This is a genomic window from Pseudomonas sp. 32_A, from assembly GCF_017490905.1.
GTDB lineage: Bacteria > Pseudomonadota > Gammaproteobacteria > Pseudomonadales > Pseudomonadaceae > Aquipseudomonas > Aquipseudomonas inefficax.
In genome coordinates, this window is sequence record NZ_JAFGYI010000038.1 from 36,367 (window position 1) to 55,350 (window position 18,984).

Annotated in this window: 13 protein-coding genes and 1 rRNA gene; 3 read left to right on the top strand and 11 right to left on the bottom strand. The window is 64.5% G+C overall.

The features are described 5' to 3' along the window. Nucleotides 1-130: 130 nt before the first annotated feature. Complete coding sequence (locus J5M58_RS20460; protein WP_112250100.1) at nt 131-406, bottom strand: metal/formaldehyde-sensitive transcriptional repressor; 276 nt, start codon at nt 404-406, stop codon at nt 131-133. A 70-nt stretch (nt 407-476) separates the two neighbouring features. Here J5M58_RS20460 and dmeF point away from each other — a divergent pair, with 70 nt between their 5' ends. Both dmeF and J5M58_RS20470 read left to right on the top strand, forming a co-directional pair. Continuing rightward, nucleotides 477-1,418: a CDF family Co(II)/Ni(II) efflux transporter DmeF gene (dmeF, locus tag J5M58_RS20465; RefSeq protein ID WP_207879389.1), complete on the top strand. Its 942-nt coding sequence runs from the start codon at nt 477-479 to the stop codon at nt 1,416-1,418. A gap of 96 nt (nt 1,419-1,514) precedes the next feature. Continuing rightward, a complete protein-coding gene (locus tag J5M58_RS20470) occupies nt 1,515-1,859 on the top strand; it encodes a cupin domain-containing protein (protein WP_003258412.1) in 345 nt (114 codons plus the stop codon). 206 nt (nt 1,860-2,065) lie between these two features. On the opposite strand, the gene mmsB is transcribed toward J5M58_RS20470, so the two are convergent. Together mmsB and J5M58_RS20480 are read right to left on the bottom strand one after the other, a co-directional pair. After that, nucleotides 2,066-2,953 (bottom strand): 3-hydroxyisobutyrate dehydrogenase, encoded by an 888-nt coding sequence (gene mmsB, locus J5M58_RS20475; protein ID WP_207879392.1) that lies wholly within the window; start codon nt 2,951-2,953, stop codon nt 2,066-2,068. 10 nt (nt 2,954-2,963) lie between these two features. Continuing rightward, entirely contained in the window at nt 2,964-4,490 is a 1,527-nt protein-coding gene (locus J5M58_RS20480; protein ID WP_207879393.1) for a CoA-acylating methylmalonate-semialdehyde dehydrogenase, read from the bottom strand. 132 nt (nt 4,491-4,622) lie between these two features. Here J5M58_RS20480 and J5M58_RS20485 point away from each other — a divergent pair, with 132 nt between their 5' ends. After that, nucleotides 4,623-5,573 carry a LysR family transcriptional regulator gene (locus J5M58_RS20485; protein ID WP_112250092.1) on the top strand — a complete coding sequence of 317 codons (951 nt, stop codon included), beginning with the start codon at nt 4,623-4,625 and terminating at the stop codon, nt 5,571-5,573. 156 nt (nt 5,574-5,729) lie between these two features. Here J5M58_RS20485 and J5M58_RS20490 read toward each other — a convergent pair whose 3' ends face one another. From J5M58_RS20490 to rrf, 8 genes are all read right to left on the bottom strand, one after another. After that, the gene (locus J5M58_RS20490; protein WP_112250090.1) at nt 5,730-5,981 is read right to left on the bottom strand and encodes a DUF3077 domain-containing protein; all 252 of its coding nucleotides are present in this window, start codon (nt 5,979-5,981) and stop codon (nt 5,730-5,732) included. Between the two features lie 874 nt (nt 5,982-6,855). Further along, a complete protein-coding gene (locus tag J5M58_RS20495) occupies nt 6,856-7,347 on the bottom strand; it encodes an OmpA family protein (protein ID WP_112250086.1) in 492 nt (163 codons plus the stop codon). Between the two features lie 4 nt (nt 7,348-7,351). After that, on the bottom strand, nt 7,352-8,623 hold the full coding sequence (locus J5M58_RS20500) for a diguanylate cyclase (RefSeq protein ID WP_112250084.1): 1,272 nt from the start codon (nt 8,621-8,623) through the stop codon (nt 7,352-7,354). After that, the gene (locus tag J5M58_RS20505; protein WP_112250082.1) at nt 8,620-9,186 is read right to left on the bottom strand and encodes a YfiR family protein; all 567 of its coding nucleotides are present in this window, start codon (nt 9,184-9,186) and stop codon (nt 8,620-8,622) included. The genes J5M58_RS20500 and J5M58_RS20505 overlap by 4 nt, the downstream gene beginning before the upstream one ends. Nucleotides 9,187-9,373: 187 nt before the next feature. Next, the gene (gene recD, locus J5M58_RS20510; protein WP_207879394.1) at nt 9,374-11,449 is read right to left on the bottom strand and encodes an exodeoxyribonuclease V subunit alpha; all 2,076 of its coding nucleotides are present in this window, start codon (nt 11,447-11,449) and stop codon (nt 9,374-9,376) included. After that, a complete protein-coding gene (gene recB / locus J5M58_RS20515) occupies nt 11,446-15,123 on the bottom strand; it encodes an exodeoxyribonuclease V subunit beta (RefSeq protein WP_207879396.1) in 3,678 nt (1,225 codons plus the stop codon). Before recB ends, recD begins: the two co-directional genes overlap by 4 nt. Further along, nucleotides 15,120-18,602: an exodeoxyribonuclease V subunit gamma gene (gene recC / locus J5M58_RS20520; RefSeq protein ID WP_207879398.1), complete on the bottom strand. Its 3,483-nt coding sequence runs from the start codon at nt 18,600-18,602 to the stop codon at nt 15,120-15,122. Before recC ends, recB begins: the two co-directional genes overlap by 4 nt. Before the next feature lie 280 nt (nt 18,603-18,882). Further along, nucleotides 18,883-18,984, bottom strand: a 5S ribosomal RNA gene (gene rrf, locus J5M58_RS20525); the annotation flags it as partial.

An 18,984-nucleotide genomic window follows, 5' to 3' on the forward strand; every position in this document is an offset into this window, starting at 1 on the left:
GGCCTTGTGTCGCGAACGGGCTGCGCAGCAGCCCCAGCAATATGTGCAGCGGGGCTGAGTTCCGGGGCCGCTTCGCGCCCCATCGCGACACAAGGCCGCTCCTACCTGGGATCGCGTCACTCCCGAGCAATCATTTGAGGTAAGACCGCAGCAACGACGCCACCTTGTCCGCCTCGTCCTGCCGCTCCTCGGCACTCAGCCCGTCCGCCACCAGGTGTTCGCGAATATGCCCTTCCATGACTTCGGCCATAAGCCCGTTCACCGCACCGCGCACGGCGGCGATCTGCTGCAGTATCGCCAGGCAGTCCTTGTCCTGCTCCAGCGCTGTCTCCAGGGCAGCCGCCTGGCCTTTGATCTTGCGCACCCGGGTCAGCAGCTGCTTCTTGCTCTTCAGGGTATGTGCCATTGGGTTTCACACCATGCTAGGTATACTGGGGTATAGTATATTTCTCGACGTTCCGGGAGCATGATAAACCATGGCGACACAAACCTCAGACCGCTGGCAGCACAGCCACCAGTTCCATACCAGCAACCTGGGCGCCGAGCGCAAGACGCGCCTGGCCGTGTGGCTGACCGCGGTGATGATGGTGGCGGAAATTTCCGGGGGCTGGTTCTTCAATTCCATGGCGTTGCTGGCCGACGGCTGGCACATGAGCTCCCACGCCCTGGCTCTGGGCCTGTCGCTGCTGGCCTATGCCGCCGCGCGGCGTTATGCCGGCGACCGGCGCTTTGCCTTCGGCACCTGGAAGATCGAGATTCTCGGCGGCTACTCCAGCGCCCTGCTGTTGCTGGGCGTGGCCGGGCTGATGGCATTCCAGTCGGTGGAGCGCCTGCTGGCACCGGGGCCGATACACTATGACGAGGCGATATTCATCGCCGCCGTGGGCCTGGCCGTCAACCTGATCTGCGCCTGGCTGCTGCGTGATGATCATCACCATCATGATCATCACCACCATGGCCACGACGACCACCATGACCATGGCCACCATCATCACGACCTGAACCTGCGCTCGGCCTACCTGCATGTGATGGCCGACGCCGCGACCTCGGTGCTGGCGATCGTCGCCCTGCTGGCCGGCAAGTATTGGGGCGCCAGCTGGCTCGACCCGGTCATGGGCCTGGTAGGTGCGCTACTGGTGGCGCTGTGGGCCCGCGGCCTGCTGCGCGATACCGGCCGGGTGCTGCTGGATGCGGAGATGGATGCGCCGGTAGTGGAGGAAATCCGCGCGGTAGTCGCGCAGCTGCCGGTGCCGGCCAGCATCACCGACCTGCACGTATGGCGCGTGGGCAAGGACCAGTACGCTTGCATTCTCGGCCTGGCAACCCAGGGCGTACTCAGCGCCGACAGCGTGCGCCAGGCCCTGGGCGTGCACGACGAACTGGCGCACATCACCGTCGAGGTCAACCGCCTGGCATAGCGCGACCAGACAGCTGGACGTCGAGCCCAGGCAACTGCGGCTCGGCCAATGGCCCTATGGTGACGAGTCATTCAGCCAGTCACCAGGAGTTGTGCCATGTCCGATTTCATCACCGTCCTGCGCGAAACCTGCCCGACGCCGGTCGTGGACGCCACCAAGTGGAAGCGCATCGGCGGCGATCCGCACACCGTCAACCTCAACGCCTACCTGTCGGCCGACGGCAGCAAAATCATGGGCACCTGGATCTGCACCCCGGGCAAGTTCGAGGTCAACTACGAGAAGTGGGAGTTCTGCCACTTCCTCGATGGCTATTGCATCATCACCCCGGAAGGCGAAGAGCCGAAGCACCTGAAAGCGGGTGATGTGTTCGTGATCGAACCGGGGATGAAAGGCACCTGGGAAGTGGTCGAGACTGTGCGCAAGTACTTTGTCTTCGCCTGATTCGTAAACTTTACCGGCCCTATCGCCGGCAAGCCGGGCTCCCACAGGTACTGCACTGCCCTCAAGCCTGGTGCAGTGCCTGTGGGAGCCCGGCTTGCCGGCGATAGGGCCGGGACAGGCAAAAAAAATCGCGGATCAGGCGCCCTTCCCTCTGGTGCGCAGTTACAGAGGGAAGGCCACCTGGCCCGCGATGAAGTCCTCGCTCGTCAATCCTTCTTGCGGTAACTCTCGACAATCGCCGAGAAGTCCTTGCCACCCTCGCCGCGCAGGCTCATGGCCTGATACAGCTGCTGGGCCACGGCCCCCAGGATCACCGGTTGATGCGCCTGGCGTGCAGCCTCGGTGGCCAGCCCCAGGTCCTTGAGCATCAGCTCGGCGCCAAAGCCACCGGTATAGCCACGCGATGCCGGCGCGGTTTCGATGATGCCCGGCCACGGGTTGTAGGTGTCCGAGCTCCAGCAGCGCCCGGTCGAACTGTTGATGATGCCGGCCAGCACCTTGGTGTCGATGCCCAGCGCATTACCCAGGGCCATGGCCTCGGACACGCCGATCATCGAGATGCCCAGCAGCAGGTTGTTGCAGATCTTGGCGATCTGCCCCGTGCCGACTTCACCGCAGTGCACAATGTTGCGGCCCATCTGCTCCAGTACCGGTTTGAGAGTGGCGAACAGCTCGGTGCTGGCACCGACCATGAAGGTCAGGGTGCCTGCCGCTGCGCCGCCGGTGCCACCGGACACCGGCGCATCGCCCAGGTCCACGCCCTTGGCCGCTGCGGCCTTGGACACATCACGTGCAGTCTGCGGGTCGATGGTGCTGCAATCCACGGTTGGCGTGCCGGGGCGAATACCCGCCAGCACGCCATCTTCATTCAGGTACACGCTGCGCACATGGGCCGCAGCCGGCAGCATGGTGATCACCAGTTCGCTGTTGGCCGCCGCATCCTTTGGCGAAGGGCTGATCTGCCCGCCCAGTTCTGCCAGTTCGGCCAGCACGGCCTTGTTCAGGTCGAACAGGTTCAGTTGGTGCCCGGCCTTGATCAGGTTGCGGGCCATGGGTGCGCCCATGTTGCCGAGCCCGATGAATGCGATACGCATGACTGTCTCCTTAGCGCAGGCTGATGGTGGTGTTCACACCGTCGTTGACGCTGTCGTCATCGAACCAGCGGGCGGTGACGGTCTTGGTCTGAGTGTAGAACTGCACCACCTGCTTGCCGTACGGGCCGAGATCGCCGAGCTTGGAGCCACGCGAGCCGGTGAAGCTGAAGAACGGTACCGGGACCGGGATCGGAATGTTGATGCCGACCTGGCCGATGTCGATTTCGCTCTGGAACTTGCGTGCTGCCGCACCGCTCTGGGTGAACAGGCCGGTGCCGTTGCCGAACGGGTTGGCGTTGACCAGGGCGATGGCCTCGTCAAGGGTTTCGACCTCCAGGGTCACCAGCACCGGGCCGAAGATTTCCTGGGTGTAGATCTGCATGTCGGTCTTCACCCCCGAGAACAGGGTCGGGCCGACGAAGTTGCCTTGCTCATAACCCGGTACCGTGACGTCACGGCCGTCAAGTTCCAGCTTGGCGCCTTCCTTGATGCCGCTTTCGATCAGGCCCAGCACACGCTCCTTGGCGCGCTTGGAAACCACCGGGCCAACATCGGTGCCCGGCTCGCAACCGGCATTGACCTTGAGCTTGCTGGCCGCTTCCTTGATGTCTGGCAGCCATTCGCGGGCCTTGCCCACCAGCACCGCCACCGAGGTGGCCATGCAGCGCTGGCCTGCTGCGCCAAAGGCGGCACCGACCAGGGCGTTGACGGTTTGCGTGCGGTTGGCATCGGGCAGCACCACTGCATGGTTCTTGGCGCCCATCATCGACTGCACGCGCTTGCCGTGCTGGCTGCCCAGGTTGTACACGTGGGTGCCCACTTCGGTGGAGCCGACGAAGGAAATCGCCTTGATGTCCTGGTGGGTGCAAATGGCGTCCACCACCTGCTTGCCACCGTGCACCACGTTGAGCACGCCAGCCGGTACGCCGGCTTCCAGCGCCAGCTCGACCAGCAGCATGGTCGACAGTGGGTCCTGCTCGGACGGCTTGAGCACGAAGGTGTTGCCGCAGACGATGGCCATGGGGAACATCCACAGCGGGATCATCGCCGGGAAGTTGAACGGGGTAATGCCGGCGCACACGCCGATAGGCTGGCGCAGGGTGTAGGTATCGACGCCACCAGCGACGTTCTCGGCGAATTCGCCCATTTGCAGGGTGCCGATGGACGCGGCGTGCTCGACCACTTCCAGGCCGCGGAAGATATCGCCTTCGGCATCCGCCAAGGTCTTGCCCTGTTCGGCACTGAGGACTTGAGCAATACGTTTGGTGTTTTCGCGGATCAGCGCCTGCAGCTTGAGCATGATGCGCATGCGCGCGCCGATCGGGGTGTTACGCCAGGTCTGGAAGGCGCGGTGGGCAGCGGCCACGGCCGCGTCGACTTCTTCGACAGTGGCGAACGGTACGCGCGCCAGCACCTCTTGGGTGGCTGGGTTGACGATGTCGCGCCATTCGGTGGTTCTGGACTCGACCCATTGGCCGTCGATCAGCAGTTTGACCTGTTCGATTTTGGTCTGGGCAGGGGATTGCGGTGCGTTCATCTGCGTTCTCCTTGGAATTATTGTCGGGACGAGATCGCCATTGCCGGGCAAACGCGAGGTGGCGTCCTGAGGCTTGTTTCGAGTATAGATGTGCAAACATCCAACAAGAACGCACAAAAAAACCGGATCATCATGCAAAAAGACCTCACATCCCTGAGCGCGCTCAACTGGGACGATTTGAAGTTCTTCCTCGAAGTGGCCCGTACCCGCAAGGCCAGCAGCGCCGCCAAGCGCCTGAGCGTGGACTACACCACCGTGTCGCGGCGCATCAGTTCACTGGAGGGTGCGCTGGGCACCTTGCTGTTCGAAAAGTCCCGGACCAACGGCTTTGTCCTCACCGCCGAGGGCCAGCGCCTGCTGGGTTATGCCGAGTCGATCGAGAGCACGCTGCACATGGCTTGTGAGCAGGTGTCCGGCTCGGGTGTGGCGTTGTCGGGGCATGTGCGCATGGGCTGCACCGAAGGTTTCGGCAGCTTCTTCGTCACCCCGCAGCTAAGCCACTTCGTCGATGCCTACCCGGCTATTTCGGTAGATATCCTGCCGCTGCCGCACTTCATCAGCCTGTCCAAGCGCGAGGCGGACATCGTCATTGCCCTTGAGCGGCCGGAGCATGGGCCTTATGTGTGCTGCAAACTGTGCGACTACCGTTTGCGGCTGTATGCGACCCAGGATTATCTGGACAGCCACGCACCGGTCCACCAGATCGCGGACCTGGCCAGGCACCCGTTCATCAGTTATGTGGACGACCTGGCCTTCAGTTCGGAGCTGCTGTACCTGGCCAACCTGATCCCAAGCGCCAGCGCGCATTTGCGCAGTACCAGCGTGATTGCGCAGTACACAGCGGCGTTGCAGGGGCGTGGGCTGGCGATCTTGCCGTGCTTCCTGGCAGCGCAGGACCCGCGGCTGGTGACGGTGTTGCCGGAGGAGATCGAGGTGACACGGCAGTTCTGGATGTATTGCCGGGAGGATTTGCGCAAATTGAAGCGGATTACGCTGTTGTGGGATTACATTCGCGGGGTGACGGAGGCGAATGCGCCGTTGTTGATGGGTGAGACCCGGGAGATGCGGTTTGCTCAGGAATGATGGGGCTGCTCCGCAGCCCATCGCCGGCAAGCCAGCTCCCACAGGTACAGCGTAATCTCGGAGCCAGCACAGTACCTGTGGGAGCGGGCGTGCCCGCGAACACCGGCGCAGCCGGTGCCGGTCACTGAGCAAGGGCCGCGTCGCGGCCCTATCCCTTCAGCTCATTCTTCTGGACATCCCTAGCTCCATATCGTCAATCAACGCTTTTGCCATCTCACTGAGAATTCGTGCAGCACTACCTGCAATCCGGTCATTCTCCATCTCTGCCTCACTCGTGAGGTGACGAATACAGCCAAGCAACACAGATAACTGCGTGAAGGCATGATTGAAGGGAACGTTTGGCTGCAAGCGGAACAGGTCAAAAGTTTCTATGCCCGCGGTCGAGGATTTCCTTGGATCATCGCTCATATCATTGCTCCTTGATGCGGGTGCTAGTGTGATCTGTCAAAGCGTGGATCGCTCGACACAGAAGGCGAATATTCATGCCCATAGCATCCTGCATAAGCCCAGGACCGCTATCGATTAGTACGGTAGTGGTGTGATCCACTGTCAGGATCAGGGCGCGGAGCAGTTGGTCACATTCTTCGATACCCGGAGGATCTAGAAGTAAGAGATTGGGTGGGTCGAGTTGGAGAAGGGCTGAGGCGGGTGGATCAGGTACGAGCTTTTTCATGATGGAGCTCCCTTGAACAGACCAGGAACTGCCGCCCTCTTCGTCTCAAGGATTTGGGTGGCAGTCGTGCACGGTTTGAGACCCGGGACACATGAATACCGGCCAGGCCGAAGCCTGCCCGCGCACGACCGCCATGAAGCGGTGCCAACACATGTAGTCCGGGGGTCTCAAGCCCGGTCACCTGGAAAGGCGACCCAAGGACGTTATCTCAGGAGGGCTTCCCCGCCTATGTGGCGGCTTCTGACTGGCGTGTAGGATAATTCGCCATGTGAGGTGAACTGAAGCAATTGGCTTCAGGTTCGGAAATTTCTTACAGGCAGATGGCCCTGGCGAGGGCTGCGCCCTCGATCGCAGGCAAGCCAGCTCCCACAAAGGTCTGCGCTGGATTCAAGGCATGCGCTGTACCTGTAGGAGCGGCCTTGTGTCGCGAAAGGGCTGCAGAGCAGCCCCGGCAATTGTGCATCTGCGCTGAAGCACCGGGGGTAACACAGATAATGTGGGAGCGGGTTTACCCGCGAAGTAGACAACTCGGTGCATGGCACCGGCTTCGCCGGTGTTCGCGGGTGAACCCGCTCCCACAGAGATTTTGGATAGCCCGTGAGCAGGTGGTCAGTAGGAAGCCACCACGATGGACACACGCCGGTTCTCGGTACGCCCGGCGCTGGTGCGGTTGTCCGCCACCGGCTGGCTACTGCCAAGGCCGCGGGACTGGATGTTCTGCGCCTGCATGCCCACCTCGACCAGCGCCTTGGCCACGCTCTGCGCCCGGCGCTCGGACAACTGCTGGTTATACGCCGCCTTGCCCGACGCGTCGGCATGCCCATCCACCCGCACGCCCTGGATGCCAACGCCGAGCAGCGCCTTGCCAATGCGCTCGACAATCGCCTGGCTCTGGCTGTTGAGGCTGTCCAGGTCGCTGCCGAACAACACCTTGCCGGACAAATCGTAGGCCCAGCCTTCATCGGTCGGGGTAAAGCCTTCGCGCTTGAGCACGGCAATCTGTTCGGCGGTCAGGCCTTTGGGCGGAGCGCTCTGGCAGCCGGTCAGCGCCAGCACGGCAAGCAACAAGGCCCAAAGGGGGAAACGCAAACGCTGTATCACGGGGTCAACTCCTGTTCTTGACTTCGCTGGCGGACCGCTCCGTCTGCGCCACTTGCCAATGGCCACGGCGCTTGCGCTTGGCCTGGTACATCGCCGCATCGGCGGCATTCAGAAGGCTGGCGGGGTCGGCGCCGTCATCAGGGTAATAGGCAATGCCGACACTCAACGAGGTGGCGATACTGCGGCCACTGTCGAGCTGCACCGGCAGCTTCATGCTGGCAACGATCTTCTCGGCAACGTGCTCGGCGTCCTGACGCGAATGCAACGGCGTCAGCAGCACTGCGAACTCGTCGCCACCCAGGCGCGCCACCAGATCGTGCTCGCGCAGTTGGGCACGCACGCGGTCGGCCACGCTGATCAGCACTTCGTCGCCCACCGCATGGCCGAGGGTGTCGTTGATCTGCTTGAAGTGGTCGCTGTCGAGGAACAGCAGCGCCAGGTGATCTTGCTGCCGTTCTGCATTGCGCACACTGCGGCTCAGGCGCCCCTCGAAGAAGGCGCGGTTGGGCAGGCCGGTCAGGCTGTCGTGGCTGGCCTGGTGCGCCAGGGTCTGGTTTTCGCTCTGCAGGTGGCTTTGCCACACCTCCAGTTCGTCCAGCAGGGCGTTGAAGTCATTGCCCAGTTCGTTGAGCTCGGCAATCGGCGCTTCCGGCACGCGCCGGTCGAAACTGCGCTCGCGGCGGGCGGCGTGGGCGACACTGGCCAGGCCACGCAGCGGACGGACGATATCGCTGAGCAGACGCCGCGACAGGTATTGGGCAGCCAGAGCGCTGAGCACCGTGCAGAACAGGATGCCAGCCAGCCCGCTGAGCAGGAACAGCAACAGGCTACGGCCCTGGCCGACCAGTTCGATGCGCCCGACCTGCTGTTGCTGGTGCGTGATCGGCAGGTTGATTGGCTCATCCAGCAAGGCGGTGGCGACCTGGGCTTCCAGCCGCGCGAGCACGCCGGTATCGCTGCGCTGCCAATGCGCCAGTTGCTCGCCTTCGTTGTTGAAGACCTTGGCCTCGGCGACTTCCTCGGTACTGGCGATCAGCGCCAGCGATTCATTGGCCGCAGCGCTGTCGTCAAACACCACCGCCGCTTCCACGGTGTAGCTGATCGAGCGGGCGATCAGGTGCAGGTTGTCATTGGCGTAAACGCGCAGGGCGAGCACGCCCAGCAGGGTCAGGGATATGCCGGCCAGGCCCACAGCGAGCAAAGCGACGCTGAGGTGGCCACGGCCCAGCACCGAGCGCAGGGTCGGTCGCACGCCCCGTTTGCGGTTTGGTTTCATGGTTGCACCGCCCGCCGCCGCGACAACTGCAGCACGCTGGGGTGAATGCGTACGCCGGAGCGTGCCACCGAGTCGAGGTTGACTTCAAAGGCGACCTGCTGGTCGCTGACCCGCAAGCAGAACAGGCTGCCGACCGTGCACGGGTCGTCTGCCTCGCTGATGCTCAGCACCGGGTGGCCGCTGACGCGCTCGAACAACCGGTCGCGCTGGCCCTGGTCGAGCTTGCCGATGTAGATGGCGTCGCAGGCCTGGGCGACCTGGCTATCGTCTGCCAGCAGCCGCCGCACCTGCAGCGGCCGGCCGGACTCCTGCACATGGCCTTTGATCAGGTCATCGGCGTATTCGGTCGGGCCGACCAGGCACAGGCGCAACGGTGAGGTTTCGACGGGCCAGCGGGCGTAGCTGAAGATGCCCAGCACCACCTGGGTGACGGCCTTGGCACGTTGCTGCGCCTGAACGGCGGTCATGGCGGAGTCTGCCTGGGCCGGGCCTGAGGAAAGGAACAGGGCGGCCAGCAATAGCGAAAGCGCACAGCTCGTCATTCGCCTTGCGGCCACTTTCATGTGGGGAATCTCTTGAGGCCCTTTCCGATATCGGCGCAACGATAGCACATGGCCGCATCACTGTAGGCATGAGCTGCTTTATGTATGGGGGTTGATGGCCCTATCGCCGGCAAGCCAGCTCCCACAGGGATTCCACAGCCGCTGTACCTGTGGGAGCTGGCTTGCCGGCGATAGGGCCTTCTCGGTCCTACACCTGCTCCAGCATCAACCCGGAAATACGCCGCACCTTGCGCGCGACCGCTTCTTCGAAAATACCCTGGCGGGGCTCGACCAGGCTGAAGCAGTGCTTGGCGCGGGTGATGCCGGTGTATATCAGCTCCTTGGTCAGCACCGGGTTGAGCGCATCCGGCAGCACCAGCGCGGTGTGGCTGAACTCCGAGCCCTGGGACTTGTGCACGGTCATGGCGAATACCGTTTCCACTTCGTTCAGTCGGCTGGGCAGGACGAAGCGCACGCCGCCACTGCCGTCGTTACGCGGGAAGGCCACGCGCAGCAAGGGTTCGCCGCGCTCATCCGGCAGGCGCAGGGCGATGCCGATGTCACCGTTCATCAGGCCCAGGCCGTAGTCGTTGCGGGTCACCAGCACCGGGCGCCCTTCGTACCAGGGCTGCTGGCTGTCGATCAGCCCGGCATTGTGCAGCACCCGGGCCACCCGCTCGTTGAGGCCTTCGACACCCCAGGCGCCGCGGCGTACCGCACACAGCAACTGGAAGTCCTCGAAGCTGTGCAGCACCTTGCCCGCCCATTGCTCCCACGCGGGGTCGTCAATGGCGGTATCGAGGGCCGGGCGGAAGCGCCCAAGGGTGCGCAGGTAACTGCGGTAACCCTGCGGACCGTCGCTGCCGCGGTTGAGTCCGTCGAGCAGCAGGCGGTCGAAGGCGCGATCCTGTTCGTGCTTCAGGGCCAGGCTGTGCACATCGGGAGGCGGCGCGGCCAGCAGGTTGCGCGCCGCATGGGAATCCTGGCGGTTGACCAGCCGGGCCAGCTGGCCAATGCCGCTGCCTTCGCCGAAACGCCGCGAGAAACGCAGCATCACCACCTGCTGGGCCAGCGGGTTGCGCTGCTCATCGCCAGCCTTGAGGCCGCTGCCCGCCAGCGACTCGCCACCGGTCTGCTCCAGCCATGCCTCGGTAGCCGGCGAGTAACAGCCCTCCTCGGCATCCCGGCACAGGTCGCCCAGTACCGCGCCAGCCTCGACCGAGGCAAGCTGATCCTTGTCGCCCAGCAGTACCAGGCGTGCCCGTGGCGGCAGGGCATCGAGCAGGTTGGCCATCATTTCCAGATCAATCATCGACGCTTCGTCGACCACCAGCACGTCCAACGGCAGCGGGTTGCCGGCATGGTGGCGGAAGTGCCGCGAACCGGGGCGGCTGCCGAGCAAGCGGTGTACCGTGCTGACCTCGGTGGGGATCTGACCGCGCACCTCGGGGCTGACCTGCAGGCGCTCGACCTGCTGGCCGATGGATTCGGTCAGGCGCGCGGCCGCCTTGCCGGTCGGCGCGGCCAGGCGAATGCGCAGTGGCCTGCCCTGCTCCACCGCCGGCGCCTGCAGCAAGGCCAGCAGGCGGACCACGGTAGTCGTCTTACCGGTGCCGGGGCCGCCGGTGATGATGCTGAAACCGGCGCGGGTGGCCAGTGCACAGGCGAGCTTCTGCCAGTCCACCTGGCCAGCCGGCGCACCACCGTCGAACAGCTGCGCCAGACGGCCAGGCAGGTCGCCCGGCGGCGCTTCGACCTGGGACAGGCGCTGGCGTAGGGTATGGTCGATGCGCCGCTCGTAACTCCAGTAACGGCGCAGGTACAGGCGCTCGCCGCTGAGCACCAGAGGCCGCGCTTGCTGGCCCGGGGTATCACCGGCCGCCACCAGCGGGCTGGCGGCAATGCGCTGGCGCCAAGTGTGCAGGTCGAGGTTGGCCAGCAACTGCGAAGGCAGCAGCAAGGGGCCGGTCAAGGCATCGCCTTCAGGTGGCAACGACAGGGCGAAATCGGGCTCGGCCAGGGTTTGCTGCAGGTCGAGGCAGACATGGCCGTGGCCCAGTTGATGGCTGGCCAGGGCGGCGGCCAGCAACAACAGGGGGTCGCTACCGGGGGCTCGCTCTTCCAGGAAAGATACGAACGCACGGTCCAGGGCACGCAGCCAGCCTCGCTCCACCCAGCGGTCGAGCAGTTGCAGCAGGTCGCCGCTGTCATGCTGTGGCGCCAGTGCGAGCAGGTGCTCGGCGTGCAGCGGGGTGGGCAACAGGTCGACGAGGCTCCGGCTCATATCACGGCTCCAGCAAACAGGTCCTGCTGTACGGGCGGGTGCTCGCCACGGAACAGCGCATCGAGGCTTTCGATCAGCTCACGCGGTGGCTTGGCGTGGTAAACGCCGTGGCCGCTACTGCTGGCGCCTCGCAGGAAGATGAACAGGGCGCCGCCGACATGGCGGTCGTAGTCGTAGTCAGGCAGGCGGGCGCGCAACTGGCGATGCAGGGCCAGCAGGTACAGCACGTACTGCAGGTCGTAGCGATGTTCGAGGATGGCCTTTTCCATGGCCAGGGCATCGTAGGCCTGGATATCCGGCCCCAGCCAGTTGGATTTGTAGTCGGTCACGTAGTAACGCCCGTCCAGCTCGAAGGCCAGGTCGATGAAACCCTTGAACATGCCATTGAGCAAGGTCGGCTGTGCCGCCGGCCGCGCCAGGCCGCGGTGGGTGTGACGTACCACCAGGCGGTCGAGCTGTTCGGCATCGACCTGATGGCTGGCGAACCAGAACTCCATTTCGATCTGGTAGTGGCGCAACTGCCCGAGCGTCACGCCAAGGTCGCTGCCCGGTAACGGCAACGCTTCGCCCAGCAGGCGCTGCAGCCATTGGGTCAGGGTGGAGATCCAGCCGGTCCAGTCGCGACGATTGCAGCGCTGGCCAACGGTTCGCTCGATCAGCTGTGTATTGCTGCTGACCTGGCTGAAGCCCTCGCGGCCAACCCATTCCAGCAAGCCATGCAGAAAGGTGCCGGGGTTTGGCCCGCGCGGGAAGCGGTGGATGTCGCCACTGTCGGCCGGGACCTCGCGCAGCACCTGAGTATCGACCACTTCATCATCCAGTAACTGTTGGGCCTGGGAGCTGTCGGCACCGAGGGTCTGGTCGCCGACGCGCAGGGCACTGTACGAGGCAATCCACCAATGCTCGGCGCCCGCTGCGCGGCGCGGCTTGCGGGCAGGCAGCAGCTCACGCTCGGCGTGCGGCATGCGATACACCTGCTCATCTGCCGGCGGCAGGCCCGGGCAGCTGATGTGCGGGCACGTTGCAGCCAAGGCCTGCAACCAGTCCGTCAGTTGTTGCGAGCTCGGCAGGGCGAGGCCACCTCCCAGCAGGTAGCCGAACGCAGAGCGGTGCAGTTGCGAGCTCTTCTGGTTGCCCCGCTTGAGGTCGGCGACACCCAGCCAGCAGGCATGCTGGGCACGGGTCAGGGCCACATAGAGCAGGCGCAAGTCTTCGGCCAGGCGCTCATCGTCGGCGCGCTCGATCTGTTCCTGGTCTGGGGTGAGGGTGAGATGGGCGTTGCCCTGGCTATCATGCCAGGCCAGCGGCAGGCGGCTGCCGTCCACCGGTTTGCTGGTGCAGATGAACGGCAGGTAGACCAAGGGGTATTCCAGGCCCTTGGACTTGTGAATGGTCACCACCTTTACCAGTTGCTCATCACTCTCCAGCCGCAGTATCTGCTCTTCACCAGCCTGGCCGGAACGGGCCAGATGTTCGGCCAGGTGGCGGATCAGCGCCTGTTCGCCGTCCAGTTCACCAGCGGCCTGCTGCAACAGTTCGGCCAGGTGCAGCAGGTTGGTCAGCACCCGCTCGCCATCGCTGCGGCGGATCAGGGTACGCGGCAACTGGAAGTCATGCAGCAGGTGCCGAAGCATCGGCAGCACGCCCTGGCGCTGCCAAGTGTCGCGGTAACGGCGAAAGCGCATGACCCAGTCTTCCCAGACCCGCTCGTCCTGGTTCAGGCGGTCCAGCGCAGCCAGCGACAAATCGAGGGTGAGGCTGGCCAGGGCGGCCTTGAGCAGGCGCTCCGAATCGGGCTCGGCGCAGGCTTTGAGCCAGGCCAACAGGTCGTGGGCCTCCTGGGCGGCGAAGACCGAGTCCTTGTCGGACAGATACACACTCCGCACCTCGCGCGCGGCCAGTTCGGCGCGGATCATTTGCGCTTCATGGCCATCGCGCACCAGGATGGCGATGTCCGATGGCAGGCACGGGCGCAGTTCGCCCTCGGCATTCTGAAAACCCGCCGTGCCCTGCTGGCCACCATTGAGCAAGGCGACGATATGGCTGGCGCAACTGGCTGCCAGCTGCTGGCGGTATACGCTGCCGGAGACCGGCTCTTCGCTTTGCAGTTGCCAGCACTGCAGGGCTGCGCAAGCTTCACCATCGATCAACAGCTGCTCGCCACGGCCTTTGGCGCGCACCTCGATGAACGGCAGCGGGTTGTCATCGGCCTCGCGGAACAGGAATGCGCCGCGCCCTGCCTCCCGCGCCTCGGCCTGCAGGAACACCTGGTTGACCGCCGCGACCATGGCTTTGCTGGAGCGGTAGTTGGTGCCAAGGCTGTGCAGGCGACCACTGGTGGCACGGCGGGCGGCGAGGTAGGTGTAGATGTCGGCACCACGGAAGGCATAGATCGCCTGCTTGGGGTCGCCGATCATGAACAGGCCGGTTTCGGCGCGGTTTTCACTGATCTGGTAGATGCGCTCGAAGATGCCGTACTGCACCGGGTCGGTGTCCTGGAACTCGTCGATCAACGCCACCGGAAACTGCTCGCGGATCAGGCTGGCCAGGCGCTCTCCGGCCTCGCTGGCCAAGGCGTGCTGCAGGCGCAGGAGCATGTCGTCGAAACCCATTTCCGCGCGCCGACGCTTCTCCACTTCGAAGCGTGCCGATACCCAGTTGGCGGCATGCTCAAGCAACGAGGCATCCGGGCTGTCCAGAGCCTGCAACTGTTGCTGCAAGCTCTGCATGGCGTCGAGGGCCGGGTGCTCGGGTGGTGCGCCCTTCCAGGCTTCGGCCATACCCGCCGGAGTCAGGCGGGTGAAGCCGGTGCCCAGATCGAGTTCCGCCAGTTGGTCGTCCGCGGCCCAGGCGCAGAGCTTGTCGAACCAGGGTTCGAAGTAACGGGCCTGCATCTTGCGGCCATCGACCTGTTTGGCGGCCAGCGCATCCCGGCAGATCTGCCGCAGTTCTTCGGCCCATTGCGCCCAAGGCGCCTTGAGCCGGGCCAGCTGCTCGCCACGCTGCTGCAGCGATGCCTTGATCAGTGCCGCAGGCTCTGGCCCGTCCTGCTGCGCGCGCACGCGACCGAACAGCGGGCGTATCCGCGGCAGCAAGGCATCGGGGCTGCCCCAGTGGGCGCGCACCCAGGCCAGCGCATCACCTTGCATGCCATAGCAGAAGCGTCGCCAGTAATCGCGCATGACCTGGCCCAACAACTCGCTGTGGTCGGTTTCCAGGGTCTGGGTGAACAGGCTGCCGCTGTCGAAGGCATGTTCGCGCAGCATGCGCTGGCACCAGCCGTGGATGGTCGATACCGCAGCCTCGTCCATCCACTGCACGGCGATTTCCAGGCGCCCGGCACAGCGTGGCCAGGCTTCTTCCGGGTAGTCGTCACGCAGCTGGTGCAGCAGCGGGTCCGCCGCCTCCAGCTCGCCACGGAAGAACCGCGCAGCTTCGGCCAGGCGGGCGCGGATACGTTCGCGCAGCTCTTTGGTGGCGGCGTCGGTGAAGGTCACCACGAGGATCTGCGGTGGCAGCAGCTCGCGATCGAAACCCTGCTCGCCGCCGTGACCGAGGATCAGGCGCAGGTAAAGCGCCGAAATGGTGAAGGTCTTGCCCGTGCCGGCGCTGGCCTCGATCAGCTGGCTGCCATGCAGGGGGAAACTCAGTGCCAGGGGACGGTCCTGGGTCATGCGCCTTTCTCCGGGTTGCCCAGGGTCTGCCACGGGGCGTTGAACAATGGGCGGTACAAGGCTTCGCACCAACCTTCGAAGGTTTCATCAGCGGTGAGTGCGGCGAAATCGCGATACTGTCGGGCCAGGGCGATGCTTTCACTGCGCTCGCCGAAGCTGGTGCGCTCGTCACCTTCGTACGCGCGGGCTGCAGCAGCCAGGGCTTTGTCGCTATCGTCCTGGGCCAGCCAGGCGAACGCGGTCTTGGCCGCGACCGGCAATGGCGCATTCATCGCCGCCTGGCGGGCTACCAGCAGGTCGCCCAGCAACTGCGCCGCCTGCGCTTGCGGCAGTGGCGCGAGCAGCAGAGTCAGATCGCTGGCCACCAGTGCGCTGTTGTAGGGGTAGCCCGCCGCGCAGGCCGCCAGGTGCGTGACCCAGGGCGCGATCAGGCGGTGCCACTTGAGGGCGTTACGCCCGGCACTGATAGTGTTGGGGACCGTGGTTATGCTGAGCAGGCTTTGGTCATCTGCCTGGAACACCCGCCCAAGCCAGCCTTCGAGGCAGTGCGAGCCGTGCTCGAAATGCACAGGCAATGCCCCCTCGACCAGTTGTGGCCAGCGTTGCAATAACTGGCGGTGGCGTTGCAGCAGGTCTGGCAGGGGTTCGATCAGCTCGCGCTGCAGCAGCTCGCCGAAGCCGGCCAGGGGCAGCACGCCGCAGGCCTGCAAGCGCCGGGCCTGGGCCTGCAGGGCCTGTTCGGCATTGTCCGGCTCGGCCAGCGCTGCACCCAGCAGGCTTTCACTGGCGCCGTACCGTTGCAGCGTATCGAGGACGAAGGGTTCCTCGTCCGGGGTCGGTGCTGCCAGCGCTTCGAAGTACACCTTCAGGCGCTGACTGAAGAAGTGCCGCACAGGGTGGCGCAGGAAATCACTCAACTGGGCCAGGCTCAAAGCCTCATCAGCATGATAAGGCGGCAGGCCGGGGTCACCCTGCTCCTCTTCGTGGCCTTGCTGGTGCAGTACCTGCCATTCGTGAGCAAAGCTGAACAGCGGGCTGTCTTTCTGGAAGTAACGTGGGCTGAAAGGTTGCAGCGGATGCTCCTGGGTCAGTGCGTGCAGCAGTTGCTCGCCCGGCTCTGCTGGCTGCCCCGGCTCCACAGTTGCCAGCTGCCAGCCGGCGGCAAGGTGGTCGCGCAACTGGCCGATCAGGACCGAGGCCGGGCGTTCGCTGTTGTCGCGGATGCTGCGCCCGACCCAGCTGACATACAGCTGGTCGCGGGCCGATAACAGCGCTTCGAGCAGCAGGTAGCGGTCATCCTCACGGCGCGAGCGGTCACCAGGGCGGTAGTCGCTGGCCATCAGGTCGAAGTCCAGCGGCTGCTGGGCGCGGGGATAATCGCCGTCGTTCATGCCCAGAAGGCAGACCACCCGGAACGGGATGGCGCGCATCGGCATGAGGGTACAGAAGTTGACCGAGCCGGCGAGGAAGCGCTGGGACAACTTGCCCTGGTCGAGGCCCGAGAGCCAGGCTTCGCGCACTACGGTCAGCGGCAATGGGTCTTGCAGACCGACGGCTTCGCACACTTCAAGCCAGCTGTCACGCAGATCCTGCAGCTGCATCAGCAGGAACTCGTCGCGCTCGCCTTCGGCCAGGAAAAACACTTGCAGCAAGGCATGCAGCCGCTCGCCCCACTGGCTGACAGTGGCAGGCTCGGACAAGGCCTGGCTGGCTACTTCGAGGGCGTCGAGCAATGCGACCAGCGGGCCGATCAGTGCCGCATCCAGGCCACCGATTTCATCGTAGGGTTCGATGCCGTCACAGGCCTCGCCCAAGCCTACGGCATAACCCAGCAGCATGCGCCGCAGGCCGAACCGCCAGCTGTTCTGTTCCAGCCCTGCGGGCAGGCCCAAGCTGGCCCGCTGCTCGGCATTGAGGCCCCAGCGGATGCCGGCCCCCTCGATCCAGCGGTGCAAGGTGGGCAGGTCGTTTTCACGAATGCCGAAACGGGCGCGGACTGCCGGCACGTCCAGCAGGTCGAGCACTTCGCTGACCGCGAAGCGGCTGTCCGGCAGTTTGAGCAGGTGCTCGAGAGCAATCAGCAAAGGTTCGCGGCCACGCTGGCCCTGGTCGGCCAGGGTGAACGGGATGTAGCGCGGATCGTTGCGCTGCAACTGGCCGAATACGGCGCGAATATGCGGCGCGTAGGTATCGATGGCCGGCAGCATGACGATCACATCACGTGGGCGCAGGGTTGGGTCGGCGCTGAACCGGGCCAGCAGCTGGTCGTGAAGGATCTCCACTTCACGTTGCGGGCTGTGGGCGATGTGGAAGCGGATCGAGCGGTCCTTCGCCGGCTCGACTGGTTGCCAACGCTCGCGGGTTTCGGCGAGCGGGCGCAGCTCGAGGATGTCGTCCTGCAACTGGCTGAGCAGCGTGGTGGGCGAGCCGTCACTGAACAGGTCAATGCGGCCGTCGCTGAATACGCCCTGGTAACTGCCAGGGTCATCGTAGCTGTCGAGGAGGTTGATGTAGTCGCGGCCTTGTTTACCCCAGGCAGCCAGCAAGGGGTGGGCATGCTGGTGCAGCGACTGGTCGTCCAGCTGCAAGGGCATGCCCTGCTTGCGTTGCTGGCGCTTGTACTGGTGGCGCAGCAGGTCCTTGTCGGCAACGATATCGGCCCAGTGGTGGCGGCAGGGGTTGTGCACACATAGCAGCACCTGGCTGAAGCGTGCCAGGCCCGCCAGTGCCTCAAGGGCCTGGGCTGGCAGCGAGGATATGCCAAATATGATCACCCGGGCCGGCAGACCGGCAGGTGCCTGCTCCAGGCTGTTGATCCGTTCGATGAAACGCTGATGTACCCCGGCGCGGCTTTGCTCCATGCCTTGCTCGCCAACATCATCCAGCAATGCACGCCACAGCTCGGCCTGCCAGCGGTTGCCCGCGGGCAGCGCCTTGCGCTCGCCGCGGGCGGTATTGAGGATATGCTCGCCAGCGGCCCAATCCTTGAGCCAGTCGGCGCGGTAGACCTGATACTGGTCGAACAGGTCGGCCAGGCGCTCGGCGAGCTGGTAGCGCTTGCGCAGGTCGCTGTCGTCGGTGAGGAAGCGCCGCAGCGGCTCGAAATGCGGGCGTTCGATCAGAGCCGGAAGCAGGCGCATCAGGCGCCAGGTCAGCGGTGCCTTGTCGAGCAGGGAGACTTCGGGAATTTCGTCGCGGCCCAGCACGCTGCGGTACAGCTGCCACATGAAGCTGCCTGGCAGTTGCACGTCGATGGCCGCAGCGATGCCGCAGCCGCCCTGGTCATCGTCCCGAGGGTCTTCGGCAAGGGCCAGCTTGAGCCATTGAGCGATGCCATTGCTTTGCACCAGGGCGATTTCGTTTTCCAGGGGCGCCAGGGGATAACGACGCATCCAGCTCACCACCAGGCTGCGCAGGTCGTCGAGGCGGTTGCCGTGGACGATCATGAAGCCGGGGTGGAGGTGAGTGGTGTTGGGCATCGGGAGGTCTCTGGCAGGCACTGGTGGCTGAGGGGGAACGATATCATGCGAATGCCTGAAAGGGCCGAGTGCCATCAGGCTGACGCGATTCCTGACTATTGCTGTGACTCCTGGGAGCGGCTTTAGCCGCGAAGCAGGCAGCGCGGTGGATGGCACCGGCTTTGCCGGTGTTCGCGGGTGAACCCGCTCCCACAGAGAAGGGTTGTGCAGGCCCCGAACTTTTGGGCCAGAAAGACAAAACCCCTACCTGCATGCGCAGATAGGGGTTTTGCGAAATGAATCTTGACGATGACCTACTCTCACATGGGGAAACCCCACACTACCATCGGCGATGCATCGTTTCACTGCTGAGTTCGGGATGGGATCAGGTGGTTCCAATGCT